Annotated in this window: 14 protein-coding genes; 12 read left to right on the top strand and 2 right to left on the bottom strand. The window is 40.8% G+C overall.

All coding sequences use genetic code 11. From position 1 onward, the window contains the following. Nucleotides 1-87: 87 nt before the first annotated feature. Nucleotides 88-636: a LytR/AlgR family response regulator transcription factor gene (locus IL356_RS20290; protein WP_162987952.1), complete on the bottom strand. Its 549-nt coding sequence runs from the start codon at nt 634-636 to the stop codon at nt 88-90. Nucleotides 637-1183: 547 nt separating this feature from the next. On the opposite strand from IL356_RS20290, the gene IL356_RS06100 reads away from it, so the two are divergent. Both IL356_RS06100 and IL356_RS06095 read left to right on the top strand, forming a co-directional pair. Further along, the gene (locus IL356_RS06100) at nt 1184-2473 is read left to right on the top strand and encodes a serine hydrolase domain-containing protein (protein ID WP_121850321.1); all 1290 of its coding nucleotides are present in this window, start codon (nt 1184-1186) and stop codon (nt 2471-2473) included. A 75-nt stretch (nt 2474-2548) separates the two neighbouring features. Beyond that, on the top strand, nt 2549-3160 hold the full coding sequence (locus IL356_RS06095) for a hypothetical protein (protein ID WP_121850322.1): 612 nt from the start codon (nt 2549-2551) through the stop codon (nt 3158-3160). A gap of 37 nt (nt 3161-3197) precedes the next feature. Here IL356_RS06095 and IL356_RS06090 read toward each other — a convergent pair whose 3' ends face one another. Beyond that, nucleotides 3198-4448: an NAD(P)/FAD-dependent oxidoreductase gene (locus IL356_RS06090; RefSeq protein WP_121850804.1), complete on the bottom strand. Its 1251-nt coding sequence runs from the start codon at nt 4446-4448 to the stop codon at nt 3198-3200. A 181-nt stretch (nt 4449-4629) separates the two neighbouring features. Between IL356_RS06090 and IL356_RS06085 the strand changes: the two genes are divergently transcribed. The 10 genes from IL356_RS06085 (at nt 4630) to IL356_RS06040 (ending at nt 13798) form a co-directional block, all read left to right on the top strand. Next, a complete protein-coding gene (locus tag IL356_RS06085; protein ID WP_121850323.1) occupies nt 4630-6162 on the top strand; it encodes an HAL/PAL/TAL family ammonia-lyase in 1533 nt (510 codons plus the stop codon). 119 nt (nt 6163-6281) lie between these two features. Then, the gene (locus IL356_RS06080; protein ID WP_121850324.1) at nt 6282-7412 is read left to right on the top strand and encodes a WG repeat-containing protein; all 1131 of its coding nucleotides are present in this window, start codon (nt 6282-6284) and stop codon (nt 7410-7412) included. A 21-nt stretch (nt 7413-7433) separates the two neighbouring features. Further along, nucleotides 7434-8180, top strand: a complete 747-nt coding sequence (fabG, locus tag IL356_RS06075) for a 3-oxoacyl-ACP reductase FabG (protein ID WP_121850325.1) — start codon at nt 7434-7436, stop codon at nt 8178-8180. A gap of 162 nt (nt 8181-8342) precedes the next feature. Beyond that, complete coding sequence (locus IL356_RS06070; RefSeq protein WP_121850326.1) at nt 8343-9569, top strand: beta-ketoacyl-[acyl-carrier-protein] synthase family protein; 1227 nt, start codon at nt 8343-8345, stop codon at nt 9567-9569. 2 nt (nt 9570-9571) lie between these two features. Next, nucleotides 9572-9814: an acyl carrier protein gene (locus IL356_RS06065; RefSeq protein WP_121850805.1), complete on the top strand. Its 243-nt coding sequence runs from the start codon at nt 9572-9574 to the stop codon at nt 9812-9814. A 144-nt stretch (nt 9815-9958) separates the two neighbouring features. After that, the gene (locus IL356_RS06060; RefSeq protein ID WP_121850327.1) at nt 9959-10843 is read left to right on the top strand and encodes an LpxL/LpxP family acyltransferase; all 885 of its coding nucleotides are present in this window, start codon (nt 9959-9961) and stop codon (nt 10841-10843) included. Continuing rightward, nucleotides 10840-11766 carry an NADPH-dependent FMN reductase family protein gene (locus IL356_RS06055; protein ID WP_121850328.1) on the top strand — a complete coding sequence of 309 codons (927 nt, stop codon included), beginning with the start codon at nt 10840-10842 and terminating at the stop codon, nt 11764-11766. The genes IL356_RS06060 and IL356_RS06055 overlap by 4 nt, the downstream gene beginning before the upstream one ends. Further along, nucleotides 11766-12899: a beta-ketoacyl-ACP synthase III gene (locus tag IL356_RS06050; protein ID WP_121850329.1), complete on the top strand. Its 1134-nt coding sequence runs from the start codon at nt 11766-11768 to the stop codon at nt 12897-12899. The genes IL356_RS06055 and IL356_RS06050 overlap by 1 nt, the downstream gene beginning before the upstream one ends. Beyond that, nucleotides 12899-13339 (top strand): hypothetical protein, encoded by a 441-nt coding sequence (locus IL356_RS06045; protein WP_121850330.1) that lies wholly within the window; start codon nt 12899-12901, stop codon nt 13337-13339. Before IL356_RS06050 ends, IL356_RS06045 begins: the two co-directional genes overlap by 1 nt. Continuing rightward, a complete protein-coding gene (locus IL356_RS06040; protein ID WP_121850331.1) occupies nt 13340-13798 on the top strand; it encodes an ABC transporter permease in 459 nt (152 codons plus the stop codon). Nucleotides 13799-13875: the final 77 nt, after the last annotated feature.

Genomic DNA, 13875 nt, shown 5'->3' with positions numbered 1-13875 from the left:
TCTAGCTCAAAACACCTATTACATAGGTTCAAATTTATAAGAACTCAATTTATGAATTAAGAAACTGGTTCTTTTGTGGCGAAATGACTAGATATTGGTACGAGTAGATAGATAATTTTTAAGTGAAGAGTAATTCGACTTGGAAACCGGAATGGTAGAATCCATACCTTTAAAAGTAATGGAGGCTTTGTTAGAGTTACCTATAAGTTCGTCTATATTATGCGGATTCACAACGAACGATCTATGTACTTTAAAAAGAAAGGTAAAATCCTTTAAAATTTTCTTCAGCGTTCCACGCATTAGATATTTAGTATAATTACCATCTTTAAAATAATGTATTTCAACGTAATTATCCTGAGATTGAATATACAAAAGATGTTCTTCTTTTATAGAGAGTACCTCCAATGAACCATTCTCCTTAATATGTAATACATTTTCATGTTCTGATATATTATTTTTAGTGATGGGTGGATATATCTGAATAGGAAATATGGCTACTTTGAAAAAATGAAAAATAAAAAGGATAATTGGATAAAATGGCAGTGCCAATACTAAAATGTACTCTAACAGGAAACCAAAAGTAACATGTCCATCCTTTACAACGATTAAACGGTCATAAAGAAAAATTAGAATCACACTGATTAGAGCTAGAAAAACATCAAAAAGAATCAGTTTTAGGTAATTGAACTTAATGGTCTTATAACAATTCAATAAAATTTCATAACCTAAAATATAGACCCCCGTGCAAATTAATCCGACACCAATTCGAACAAGCGTGATATGTGGGTGGTCTATTATATTTTTTTCAAACGGCTTTAGCCCGATTAAAATTAAAGCGACAAAGAAGCCCAAAAAAAATGCCGAATACCAATATTTCTTTCTGTCCCCACTTAAATAAAAACTTTGTTTATTTTTTAGTAAAAGACCAGTCCAAGAAATTTTCACCCTTAAGAATCTATTGTTAGTTTTTGATAATTCATTTTACTATTGAGAGTTGCTCTGTTTTTAATTACTTCCCTGTACTTAGACAAACTTAAAAATCCTTTTCTAAACTTTCCGCTTAGTTATGACATATAATCTATCTGTTATAGAAAACAGGTAAGGCTCCACTACCCAACACCCATTTAAAACCACACCCTTATTTAATGTGAGAAAAACACCTATTTTTAGGTAAATTTCCATCATGAAAAAATTAACCACCTTACTACTTTCACTTTCTTGTTTTATTTCTTTCGGTCAAACGCCGTCATTACAAAAATCGACGCCCCTTCAAACGGCCACTGCCAATGAAGCTGGTATTTCACAAGCCCGGCTCGATAAAATAGACCAAATGCTCAAAGATGCTGTACAGCAAGACCAGGTACCTGGTGCGGTCGCCCTGATTGCAAAAGATGGCAAAATAGTTTTTCACGAAGCATATGGCATGGCCGACAACAAGGCCAAAAAATCTATGGAAAAAAACACCATTTTTCGAATTGCCTCACAAACAAAGGCCATTACCTCTACAGCGGTGATGATGCTCTGGGAAGAAGGCAAATTTCGATTAGATGACCCCATCTCAAAATACATTCCCGAATTCAAAGACCCGCAAATCTTAGATTCTTACAGCATTCTAAACGACACCTATACGACCCTACCGGCCAAAAACGAAATTACCATTCGGCATTTATTGACACACACTTCCGGTTTGGGTTACGGGGTTATTGATGGTGATGAACGGTTCAAGAAAATTTATAAGAAAGCCGGTATTACCGACCTTTTCACCACAGAAGATATTTCAATAGAGAGCAGCGTGAAAAAATTGGCTCAACTACCGCTTCATCATAACCCTGGCGATGCCTACGTGTATAGCGAAGGGCTTGATGTTTTAGGATATTTTATCGAGGTCATATCAGGGGTTGCTTTCGATGAGTTTTTGAGAACCCGAATTTTCGACCCTCTTGGAATGGATGATACATGGTTCTATTTACCTAAGGATAAACACGACAGACTCGTTACCGTACAGCAAATCAACGATGGAAAATGGGAGAAATACCCAAACACTTTTTATGATACCGACTACCCCAAGAAAGGAGCTCAAAAGTTCTTTTCCGGTGGAGCTGGATTATCAAGTACGGCCAAAGACTATGCTACTTTTCTACAGATGTACCTTAACGGTGGCGAATTGAACGGTACCAGAATTCTCAGCAGAACAACTATTGAAAGTATGATGCAGAACCAATCGAAAGATTTTTTTGGTGATGGCACAAGGCATTACGGCCTTGCTTTCGGCGTAGTAACACCCAAAGGTGTAGCTGCTGGCGGCTGGGGAAGTAACGGAACTTTTGACTGGGGAGGATACTTCAACACCCAGTACTTTGCAGACCCCGAAGAAAAAGTGATCGGCATACTAATGAAACAGACCCAAGGTAAGGTCAATGATGAGACGGGATGGAAATTTCGACAAATGGTCTTCGCATCAATCGATGATTGATTTATAAAATAACATTGAAATGTTAACGTTTTTGATTATCAAACATAAAAGGTAAAGATTTCAATTATAACCATTATGAAAAAATTCGTACTACTAATGGCCTTGACCATCACCGGCCTGGCTACTGCCCAAAAGTTAAAGATTGAAGAGGGAGATTTCGACTTTCTACCTGGACAACAAGAAGTTAATGTCGAGTTCGTTTACGACAACATGAAACTGCTCAAAAAGAATCTTCCCGAAGAACAGTATGTAGCAGAACATGCTGCAGAAATGGAAGAAAAATCACCGGGTAAAGGCGATACTTGGAAGAAAAAGTGGGAAGCGGCCCCTGAATTGATTTGGCAGCCTAAGTTCTTAGAACTCATGAACCGCTATTTTTATGACGACCACCAATTAGCTTTTAAAGAAGGCTTGGCCGATGCCAAGTACACCCTGATAGTTGAAACCGTTTGGCTCTACCCAGGTTGGGATGCAGGAGTTATGAAACAACCCGCCAAGGTAACTACCAACCTCAAATTTGTTGAAACGGCCGACCCAAGCAACGTTTTGGCAGAAGTTTCTAGTGAAAACGCTCCGGGAGACCAATGGGGCAGTAGTTTCAGCAACGAAGACCGTTTAGGCGAAGGCTATGCCAAAACAGGCAAGTCTTTTGCCAGACTGGTTCTCAAGAAGACGAAAGCTTTTTAATCCGATAAACTATTGGAGGTCGTTAAAGAAATAGGTTTCAACCTATCGACTTATCGGCCTCTTTTTCCATTTCAGCTATTCGGGCCACTGTTTTCACCAGTCGGTGATGGTTTTTCACAAACGGATTTTCTTTATCCCACACATATCCAGCCAGTACAGCGCATATTTGAGCCTTGATTGTTGGGTTATCGTTGCTATCGAAAAATATGGTCTGTAGGTTGCCCGTGTACCACTCCTTTACATAAGTAGCAAAAACGTTCACCCCTTCTTTCATGTACTCGGCATACTCTTTTTCCCAATCGACCGTTTCACCTGCCAGCTGCTTCGCTATCAATTTCGAAGCAACCAACGAAGATTCAGTCGCAAAGGTGACCCCCGATGAAAATACAGGATCTAAAAACTCGGCACTATTGCCTGTTAGCACAAAGCCTTCCCCATAAAGCTTTTTTACAGATTTGGCGATGTTCTTGATGATCACAGGCTCAAATTCATATTCCAGACCATCAAACCGATCAAAGTAATATTCGGAAAGTTTCATCATTTCCCGCAGTTTTTCCGTGTGAGATCCCTGAAAAGATTCGATATAATCGGATGGGCCTACGAATCCGATACTGGTGTACCCATTTGAAAAAGGAATAACCCAGAGCCAGGTTTCTAGGCTAACGATATCAAAAGTGATGATGGTACCCTCTCGACCTTGCGGCCTTTTACTGTCTTTTACATGAGTGAATATAGAGGAGTGTCGCCCTATATCTGAAGGTTTATCCAAATCTAAAAGTCGTGGCAAAACCCTACCATGACCGCTTGAATCGACAATGAACTTGGCCGATATGGCGGAGAGACTTCCATCGATATCTTTAATGGTTGTAATCGAATCACTGCCATTAAAATCGACCCCCACCACTTCCTTTTCAAAGTCAATGTCTACGCCCCAACCTTCTAGGGTATCGGTTAAGGTTTTATCGAAATCGGCCCTGGGCACTTGCCATGTCCAGTCCCATCCTTCCGTAAATTTCTTACTAAAATCGAAATTACAGATTTTATCGCCTCTCATAAATCGGGCGCCTGCCTTGACTTCGTAATTTCTTTTTTTCAATTCCTCTAATAAGCCGACCTCTTCAAAATGATCCATGCAGCGGGGCAATAGGCTTTCACCTATTACGAATCTCGGAAACTTGCTTTTCTCAACGACCTTTACCTTAAGGCCTTGCTTAAAGAGATACGCGGCCGATACGGCCCCTGATGGCCCAGCCCCGATAATTAGTACGTCTACAGATTCGTTTTGCATGGTTTTGGTCATAAATCTTCCTTCTAAACTTAAAGTTCTACGAGCTGAAAAGGAAATGAGATTGCTAAAAATACAAAGTAAAAATACGATAATCCTTACCTATTTATTAGTAATTTGCATTCTGAATTATTTATTTTAGCCCTCCCGAAAAACTAGAAATATATCGAAGACCAACCGAAAAATGCCAGAAATTAAAGGAAAGTTAGGAATTGAGGAGTTTTATAGTGTAATTTTTGACAACGAACCCCTTTCCGTCGACCATAAGGTAATCGAAACCGTTCAAAAAAGCTTTGATTTTCTAAAAGAATTCTCCAAGAACAAGGTCATATATGGCGTCAACACCGGCTTCGGCCCTATGGCGCAATACAAGATAAAAGACTCCGAAACCTTACAGTTACAGTATAATCTTATCAGAAGTCACGCATCTGGCACGGGCAAACCAATACCGGAAAAGTACGTAAGAGCTGCCATGCTGGCCCGATTGAACACCCTTAGCTTGGGCAATTCGGGTGTACACGTTTCGGTGGTAAGCACTATGACCGAACTGATCAACAAAAACATTACGCCCCATATTTATGAACATGGTGGTGTAGGTGCGAGTGGCGATTTGGTGCAGTTGGCACATTTAGCGTTGGTGCTGATTGGTGAAGGTGAAGTATTCTATAAAGGCCAGCGAAGACCTACCACAGAAGTGTTCGAAATTGAAGGTATTGAGCCCATCAAAGTAAAACTAAGGGAAGGCCTAGGGCTCATCAACGGAACTTCGGTAATGACCGGCATCGGTGTTGTCAATACCATTTATACCCGACGCCTTTTGGAGTGGATGATTGCCTGCTCTTCTGCCATTAACGAAATAATGCAGGCTTATGACGACCACCTTTCGGAAGCCTTGAACTCCACCAAAAAACACAAAGGGCAGCGCGAAATCGCACGTTCGATGCGCAGCCATTTAAAAGACAGTACGCTCACGCGAAAAAGAGAGCATCACTTATACACCGATACTAACGGAAATGTATCAGTATTTGAAGAGAAAGTGCAAGAATACTACTCGATTCGCTGTGTGCCACAAATTCTTGGGCCGGTGCTGGACACGCTTAACGATGTACAGCGAATTTTGATAGAAGAGGTCAATTCGGCCAATGACAACCCCATTGTTGATGTGGCCCAGAAAAATGTATACCATGGCGGCAATTTTCACGGAGATTACGTCTCATTGGAAATGGATAAACTCAAGATCGTGGTAACAAAAATGAGTATGTTGGCCGAACGCCAGCTCAATTATTTAATGAATTCAAAGCTGAACGACATTCTTCCCCCGTTCGTCAACCTGGGCACCTTAGGCCTTAACTTTGGTATGCAGGGCGTTCAGTTTACGGCAACCTCTACAACGGCCGAAAACCAAATGTTATCCAACCCAATGTATGTTCATAGCATACCCAACAACAACGACAATCAAGATATCGTAAGTATGGGTACCAATGCGGCCCTGATCACCAAAAAAGTCATCGAAAATGCTTTTGAAATAATTGCTATAGAAATGATAACAGTCGTTCAGGCAATTGAGTATCTTAGTGTACAGGATAAGGTCTCGTCGAAAACGAAAAAAATGTACGATGCCGTGCGCAATATAGTTCCCCCGTTCAAAGAAGATACGATTATGTATCCGTATGTTAACCAAGTGAAAGATTTTATCACTAACCATAAGAACAAGTAACCATAGAGCGGAAAGTCAGCAGGCACATTGCCCCGATTTAAAAAAGCTATTCGTTCTTTTCGCCGCTATCGTTCGGTTCGAACAAAAGAAACACGTAGTTATTTTAAATTTTTAACACAATGAAAACAAAAAGCTTTTTACTGTTATTAGTAGCACTGAATTCAGTGATTGTTTACGCCCAAGAACTTTCCTTGGTTAGGGAAGATGGCAAATTTGGTTATATCGACAAAACGGGCAAGTATGCGATCCAACCCAGTTTTGAGGAGGCCAAAACTTTCTCAAATGGCCTAGCGGCGGCAGTTCAAGACAAAAAATGGGGATATATAAAACCTTCGGGCGAATGGGCCATTGAACCCAAATATGAAAAAGTAAAGTATTTTGATTCAGGTTACGCCATGGTAGCCGAAAATGGGGAATGGAAATATATCGACAAAACAGGTAAAGTACTTGAAGTTCCCTCGGCCGAAAAATATTACGATTTTGAAGATGGCGTTGCCCTTTATAGACAAGGGGACAAAATTGGGCTTATTGGCACGAATGGCAAGGTAATTCTAGAACCAACCTACGATGCCATCAAAAAATTCAGAAATGGCCACGCCAAAGTTCAGAAAGGTGATTTGTGGGGCATGATTGACAACAAAGGTAAAGTGGTCATTCCCGTAGAATATGAAGAAATAGGTAATGAATACCACCCGAATGGTGTAGAAGGTATGAAAGGTGGCTCTTACGGAATCATCACGAATGGCACTTTTAATACTATCGAAGGGGCCGACAAAGTATGGGGCTTTTATGAAAACTCAAATCTGACCTATGCCAGAAAAGACAAGAAAATAGGCTTTGTCAATAGTAGCGGAAAATGGGTCATAGAGCCTAAATATGATAAGGCCCGTGCTTTCGTAAAAGGCTTGGCCCCAGTAGCTGAAGGCAAAAACTGGGGATATATCAACGAAAAAGGCGAAATGGTCATTGAGCCGAAATACCGTGATGCAGAGGTTTTTACAGAAGATGGCCTGGCACCTGTGAAAGAGAAAATGTGGGGTTTCATCAACACTACCGGTAAAGAGGTCATTCCCTTGGAATATGATATAACTGCCGGCTTCGCTTTCTTGGCAGGAAACGACTCTAAAGGATTTATAGACGGTCTCGCTCGGGTAAAAACTAAGAAAGGCTGGGGCTTTCTCGATAAAAACGGAAAACTATTGGCCGATAAATGGTTTCAGAATGCAGAGCCCTTTGCTTCCGTTAAATAGAATAAATACTCATATAATTGAATGAAAGAGGAAAAGAAAAAATATGCTTTGGTCACTGGAGGTTCTCGCGGCATAGGCCGTGCAATTTGTGTTCAATTGGCCAAAGACCTAGATTATCACATCCTCATCAACTATAACAGCAATGCCAGTGCGGCCGAAGAAACCTTGCAAATGGTTGAGGAAGTAGGCGGCAACGGAGAACTGATCCAATTTAATGTTATTGATGGCGAGCAGGTAAAGAATGTATTGGAAAACTGGCACGAAGACCACCCTAACGATGTCATCGAAGTTGTGGTCAACAATGCGGGTATTACCAAAGACGGGCTTTTTATGTGGATGCCAAAAGAAGATTGGTCAAAGGTTATAGAGACCAGTCTTAATGGTTTTTACCATGTTACCAATGCCTTGATTCAAAAATTGCTGGTCAATAAATATGGCCGTATAATCAATATGGTTTCGGTATCGGGCCAAAAAGGCACACCTGGGCAAACCAACTATTCGGCAGCCAAAGGCGCCGTGATAGGCGCTACAAAGGCCTTGGCCCAAGAGGTGGCCAAAAGAAAGGTGACGGTAAACGCAGTGGCGCCCGGCTTTATAAAAACCGACATGACCGAAGAGCTGAATGAACAAGAGCTGAAAAAGATGATACCGGCCAACCGATTCGGTACCGCTGAAGAGGTAGCACACGCCGTATCATTCTTGGCATCGAGCAAATCGAGTTACATTACGGGGGAGGTCATTAATATCAACGGTGGTATTTACTCATAAAACAGGTATTGGTTTTGGCACTTTGTATTTTGAACCCTCTGAAAGATTCAAAATACGGGTGCCATTTCAATTTCAGAGGTCAGCAATTTTCAGTTTAAAAACCCGTTAGAAGCAAGAACTTTATTATATTAGGTTGGCATACCAAACATCTACAGTGACAGAATGAGGAGAGTAGTTATTACGGGCATGGGCATTTATTCGTGCATCGGCAAAAACCTTGAAGAAGTAAAAAATTCGCTATATGAAGGAAAATCGGGAATCATTTATGATCCAGACCGTGCTTCTTTCGGTTATCGCTCTCCTATTACCGGTTTTGTTGAAGAACCCGACCTAAAATCATTACTTTCGAGAAGACAGCGCATAAGTATGGGGCAAGAAGCCCAATACGCTTATATGGCCACCATTGAGGCCCTAAAAAATGCCAAAATCGATGATAGTTTTTTAGAGCAAAATGAAGTCGGTATTCTTTATGGCAATGACAGTACTGCTAAAGCAACCGTAGAATCCGTTGACATCATTCGAGAAAAAGGAGATACCACCCTAGTGGGTTCAGGCGCTATTTTCAAGGCCATGAACTCTACGGTTACCATGAACCTTTCGACCATTTTTAAACTGAGGGGCATCAATTTAACCATTAGTGCTGCCTGTGCCAGTGGATCCCATTCGGTTGGTTTGGCCTATCACCTTATTAAGAGTGGTCTACAAGATTGCATAATTGCCGGTGGGGCCCAAGAAATCAATCAAGAGGCTATGGGCAGTTTTGATGGCTTAGGAGTTTTCGCTACGAATATTGACAATCCTGAAAAGGCATCAAAACCTTTTGACAAAGACCGAAATGGCCTAGTACCCAGTGGCGGTGGTGCCACTTTAATCATTGAAAGCTATGAGTCTGCCGTAAAAAGGGGCGCTCCAATTATTGCTGAAATTGTGGGCTATGGCTTTTCGTCAAATGGCGATCATATCTCCACCCCCAATGTTGACGGCCCGGCGCGGGCAATGCAACGTGCACTTGTAGATGCCGAAATGCAAGCTTCAGAGGTAGATTACGTAAACGCCCATGCAACCTCGACCCCTGTCGGCGATGCCAATGAAGCAAAGGCTATTTTTGAGGTGTTTGGAAAGAGCAACCCCTACGTTAGTTCTACCAAATCGATGACAGGACATGAGTGTTGGATGGCAGGAGCAAGCGAAATTATCTACTCGTTGATTATGATGGAAAATTCGTTCATAGCACCTAATATCAATCTTGAAAACCCTGATGAAGATTCGGGGAAATTAAATATTGTTAAGAAAACCTTAAACAAAAAAATTGATGTATTTTTGTCCAACTCATTCGGATTTGGCGGAACAAATTCGGCACTGATACTTAAAAAAGCAAGTGAGAGATGACATTGACCAAAGAAGAGATTGTTGAGAAGATTAACCTTTTTCTCATCGATGAATTTGAAGTAGATGAGGATGAGATCAGACCTGAGGCCAACCTTAAAGATGCCTTAGACTTAGATAGCCTAGACTTCGTTGATTTAGTCGTGGCCGTTGAAAGTAACTTTGGAGTTAAATTAGTGGGCGAAGACTTTGTGAACGTACACACACTTCAAAATTTCTATGACCTAATAGAAAAGAAATTGGCTTAAATTTACTTCTAAAATTCTTCAATACCCTATACCAAAACCCAAACAAAGATGACCAGGGCCAGAGGTAGCCAGCTTATAGCAAATACAGTTTTTAGTATCTACATACCTTACAAAGGCACAGTTAGGCCAAATACCGATACATAAATGGCTGAATGGGAGGGACAATCAAGGGGCAACCTACTGGGCTATAAGATTTTTATTTTTCTTCTAAGAAAACTAGGCATAGGTGTCGCTTATTTTGTACTCCGATTTGTCGCTTTCTACTATTTTCTTTTTTCGTTCAAAAGCTCTAAATGCATCTACCAATATTTTCATAAGAGATTAGGATATTCTCCAGTGAAAAGCATTCTTAACATTTATAGTAGCTATTATACCCTGGGGAGAATTTTAATTGATAGAGTTGCCATATCTACCGGCCTAAGAGAGAAATTCACCTACACACACGACGGTATTAAGTATATTGACGACCTTTTAAAAGAAGGTCAAGGCGGTATTCTCATCAGTGGTCATGTTGGCAACTTTGAAATTGCCCATTACTTTCTTGAAAACAGGTATAATATCAACAAGATCAGTATGGTCACCACCCGTGACGAGCAGCAGAGCATACTTGATTATATGGATAGTATCGTGGTGAAATCGCAACTTGATTTCATTTTGGTCAAAGATGACATGTCGCACATCTTTGAAATTCACTCGGCACTAGACAAAGGCGGTTTGGTAGTATTTACCGGAGACCGATACCTGCCAGGCACCAAAACTTTAAAGGCGAGTTTGCTTGGCAAAGAAGCCGAATTTCCGTTGGGGCCTTATTTGTTGGCCTCTCGTCTTAATATGCCCGTATTATTTGTATATGTAATGAAAGAGACCCGAAAGCATTATAGCTTGTATGCCCGAAAAGCTAACTTCAAGGCTCGTGATGCACAAGGTCTTTTGAACGAGTACACACAAAGTATGGAGTGGATTATTAAAAAATACCCCCTACAATGGTTTAATTTTTTCGACTTTTGGAAAGACCTTAAAAAAGAATGAAAGAAGTTCTCATTATTTACTTTACCCAAACGGGCCAATTACACGATATTTTAAAAAATGTTGAATCGACCCTTGGGGGAGAAAATATCAATATCGATTACCACAGAATAGTTCCGGAACCAGCCTATGATTTCCCTTGGAAAAATGAAGAGTTCTACGATGTTTTTCCGGAATCGTATTTGCAGATTCCTCAAGAAACCAACCAGCCAAGCGAAAAAATTCTTAGTAAGAAATACGACTTGATCATTTTGGGCTACCAAGTTTGGTTCTTGACCCCCTCAAGACCTATCAGCTCGTTTCTTAAATCAGATACCGCTAAAAAATTGTTCAAAGACACCCCGGTGGTAACTTTGGTGGCCTGCAGAAATATGTGGATCCAGGCCCAAGAAAAAATCAAGATACACTTAAAATCACTTAACGCCCATCTAGTTGGGCACATCGCACTTGTAGATAGGCACATCAACCACATAAGTGTTATTACCATACAGCATTGGATGATCAACGGCAAAAAAGATCGCTTGTTCGGCATCTTTCCAAAACCGGGGGTTTCCGACACTGAAATTGCCAAGGCCAATCGATTTGGTGCACCAATTAGAGAAGCGCTTCTAAGCGATAGCTTTAACGACTTACAAGATAAATTACTTCAACTAGACGCCGTTCGGGTCAACCCCTATCTAGTGCGAACCGATGAACGCGGCAACGTTCTATTTTCAAAATGGGCCAACTTCCTGATCAAAAAAGGAGGACAGGGAAATCCCAATCGTTTGAAATGGATTGGTTTGTTCAAATATTATTTGTTATTTGCTATTTGGGTCATAGCTCCTATAGTTTTTATCGTATTTTTGCTGACTTATTTGCCCATGACCCCCAAAAGGAAGAGAGAACGAATCTATTATTCTTCCGTTGCATTAAATGAAAATTGATGAAGGACGTTTACATCACGAGAATTTCCAAATTTTTACCCAATGAGCCGGTAGACAATGATCAAATGGAAGAAAAGCTTGGAATCATTGACGGTCGGGCCTCTAAAGCTAGAAGAATTGTACTCCGAAACAATCAAATAAAAACAAGATATTACGCCATAGACGAAAAGGGCGAAACCACACATAATAATGCTCAATTAGCGGCAGCGGCGGTAGAGGGTCTCTGCGACGAAAATTTTACTGTTCAAGACATTGAACTGCTTTCTTGCGGCACCTCTAGCCCCGATCAAATATTACCCTCGCACACCAGTATGGTTCATGGTTTTTTAAAAAACCGTAATATGGAAATCAATTCTGCATCCGGTGCCTGCTGTTCGGGAATGAACGCTCTTAAATACGGGTATTTGTCAGTGAAGGCCGGTGAAACTAAAAATGCAGCGTGTGCAGGTTCTGAACGCACCTCTTCATGGATGAAGGAAAGGGTTTTTCAGAACGAAGTCGAGCACCTTAAAAATCTGGAAGAGAGCCCTATTTTGGCTTTCAACAAAGAATTTTTAAGATGGATGCTATCAGACGGTTCAGGTGCAGTTCTCTTAGAAAGCGAACCCAAAGGCAATACTCCTTTGAAAATCGAGTGGATGGATGGCTACAGCTACGCCTTTGAAATGGAAACCTGTATGTACGCCGGTGCCGACAAAGAAGAAAACGGAACCTTGACTCCATGGAGTGAATTTCCCGCCGAAGAATGGGGTCAAAGATCCCTTTTTGCCATGAAGCAAGATACCCGCCTTTTGGGTGACAACATTCTAAAAAAAGGTGTTCATAGTCTTAAAATGACTTATGAAAAACACGGTATCGGTCCAGAAGATGTCGATTACTATCTACCTCATATTTCTTCATATTACTTCAAGCAGGGCTTATACGACGAAATGAAAGAACAAGGTATAGAAATGCCTTGGGACAAATGGTTTTTAAACCTACAGAATGTAGGTAATATAGGGGCTGCATCTATTTATGTAATGCTTGAAGAATTAGTTGCTTCCGGCAAACTGAAGAAAGGTGATAAAATACTTTTTCACGTACCTGAAAGTGCCCGATTCTCCTATATGTACGCGTATTTGACCGTTTGTTAATGACTTCATCTGAAAACCATATCGCAGAAGGTGAGTTTCTTTTGTCACTGATACCTCAAAAGACACCTTTCGTAATGGTCGATTCACTGGTAGAATACGATGAAAAAAGATTGGTTTCGCATTATACCATCAGGCAAAACAACATTTTGGTACGTGAAGATTTTTTCACAGCTCCAGGTCTTATCGAGAATATGGCCCAAACCATCGCACTTCATACAGGTTACAAGTACTTTTTATTGAACAAACCTGCGCCAACCGGTTATATAGGTGCCATTAAGTCAACCGAAGTCTTAAAACTGCCAAAGGTTGACCAAACCTTGGTTACCACAGTTGATATTCTTCATGACATTATGGATGTTACTTTGGTAAAGGCCAAGATTGAGTGCGAAGGAACTCTCTTGGCTACCAGTGAAATGAAAACGGCCTTGGCCAAACAGTAGATGAAAAAGGCCCGTTACGACATCAATATCAAAAACTTTTTACCGCATCGACCCCCGATGCTTATGGCTACGGTAACCCCGTACCTAGATGAAGATTCGGTCATAACCCATTTTGAAATCAGTGACAATTGCATTTTTTTAAATGCGAAGGGTTATTTGTCCGAAGCTGGTCTTATCGAGAATGCTGCACAGGCAAGCACGGCTATCGTTGGGCAAAGTTATTTCGACGATGAAGACTTAGAAGGTTCGGGAAATAAGCTGGTCGGCTACATTAGTGCCATTAAAAAAGTCGAGATCAAAGCACTACCAAAAGTAAACGACCTGTTGGTCACCAAGGCCAAATTACTCTCCCGCTTCGACACCGGGAGTATGAGCGTTTGTACCATTACTTCTTCCACTTTTAGAAATGATGATTTAATCGTAGATTGTACCTTTAATTTTTTAATACATGAAGTATAACCGATAATGGTTATCGGAGCTTAAGATTATACTTGAAACAGTACCAGAATTGACTACCCCACGGCAGAAAATGAAGC

Source organism: Euzebyella marina, from assembly GCF_014855515.1.
Taxonomy (GTDB): Bacteria; Bacteroidota; Bacteroidia; order Flavobacteriales; family Flavobacteriaceae; genus Euzebyella; species Euzebyella marina.
This window is presented reverse-complemented; position numbering and strand designations above follow the sequence as displayed.

Coding starts and splice junctions, on each gene's coding strand:
- IL356_RS06050 (WP_121850329.1), top strand. CDS start 11,766: ATGAAGGACGTTTACATCACGAGAATTTCCAAATTTTTACCCAATGAG.
- IL356_RS06055 (WP_121850328.1), top strand. CDS start 10,840: ATGAAAGAAGTTCTCATTATTTACTTTACCCAAACGGGCCAATTACAC.
- IL356_RS06045 (WP_121850330.1), top strand. CDS start 12,899: ATGACTTCATCTGAAAACCATATCGCAGAAGGTGAGTTTCTTTTGTCA.
- IL356_RS06095 (WP_121850322.1), top strand. CDS start 2,549: ATGAAAAAATTCGTACTACTAATGGCCTTGACCATCACCGGCCTGGCT.
- fabG (WP_121850325.1), top strand. CDS start 7,434: ATGAAAGAGGAAAAGAAAAAATATGCTTTGGTCACTGGAGGTTCTCGC.
- IL356_RS06040 (WP_121850331.1), top strand. CDS start 13,340: ATGAAAAAGGCCCGTTACGACATCAATATCAAAAACTTTTTACCGCAT.
- IL356_RS06080 (WP_121850324.1), top strand. CDS start 6,282: ATGAAAACAAAAAGCTTTTTACTGTTATTAGTAGCACTGAATTCAGTG.
- IL356_RS06100 (WP_121850321.1), top strand. CDS start 1,184: ATGAAAAAATTAACCACCTTACTACTTTCACTTTCTTGTTTTATTTCT.
- IL356_RS06090 (WP_121850804.1), bottom strand. CDS start 4,448: ATGCAAAACGAATCTGTAGACGTACTAATTATCGGGGCTGGGCCATCA.
- IL356_RS06085 (WP_121850323.1), top strand. CDS start 4,630: ATGCCAGAAATTAAAGGAAAGTTAGGAATTGAGGAGTTTTATAGTGTA.
- IL356_RS06070 (WP_121850326.1), top strand. CDS start 8,343: ATGAGGAGAGTAGTTATTACGGGCATGGGCATTTATTCGTGCATCGGC.
- IL356_RS06060 (WP_121850327.1), top strand. CDS start 9,959: ATGGCTGAATGGGAGGGACAATCAAGGGGCAACCTACTGGGCTATAAG.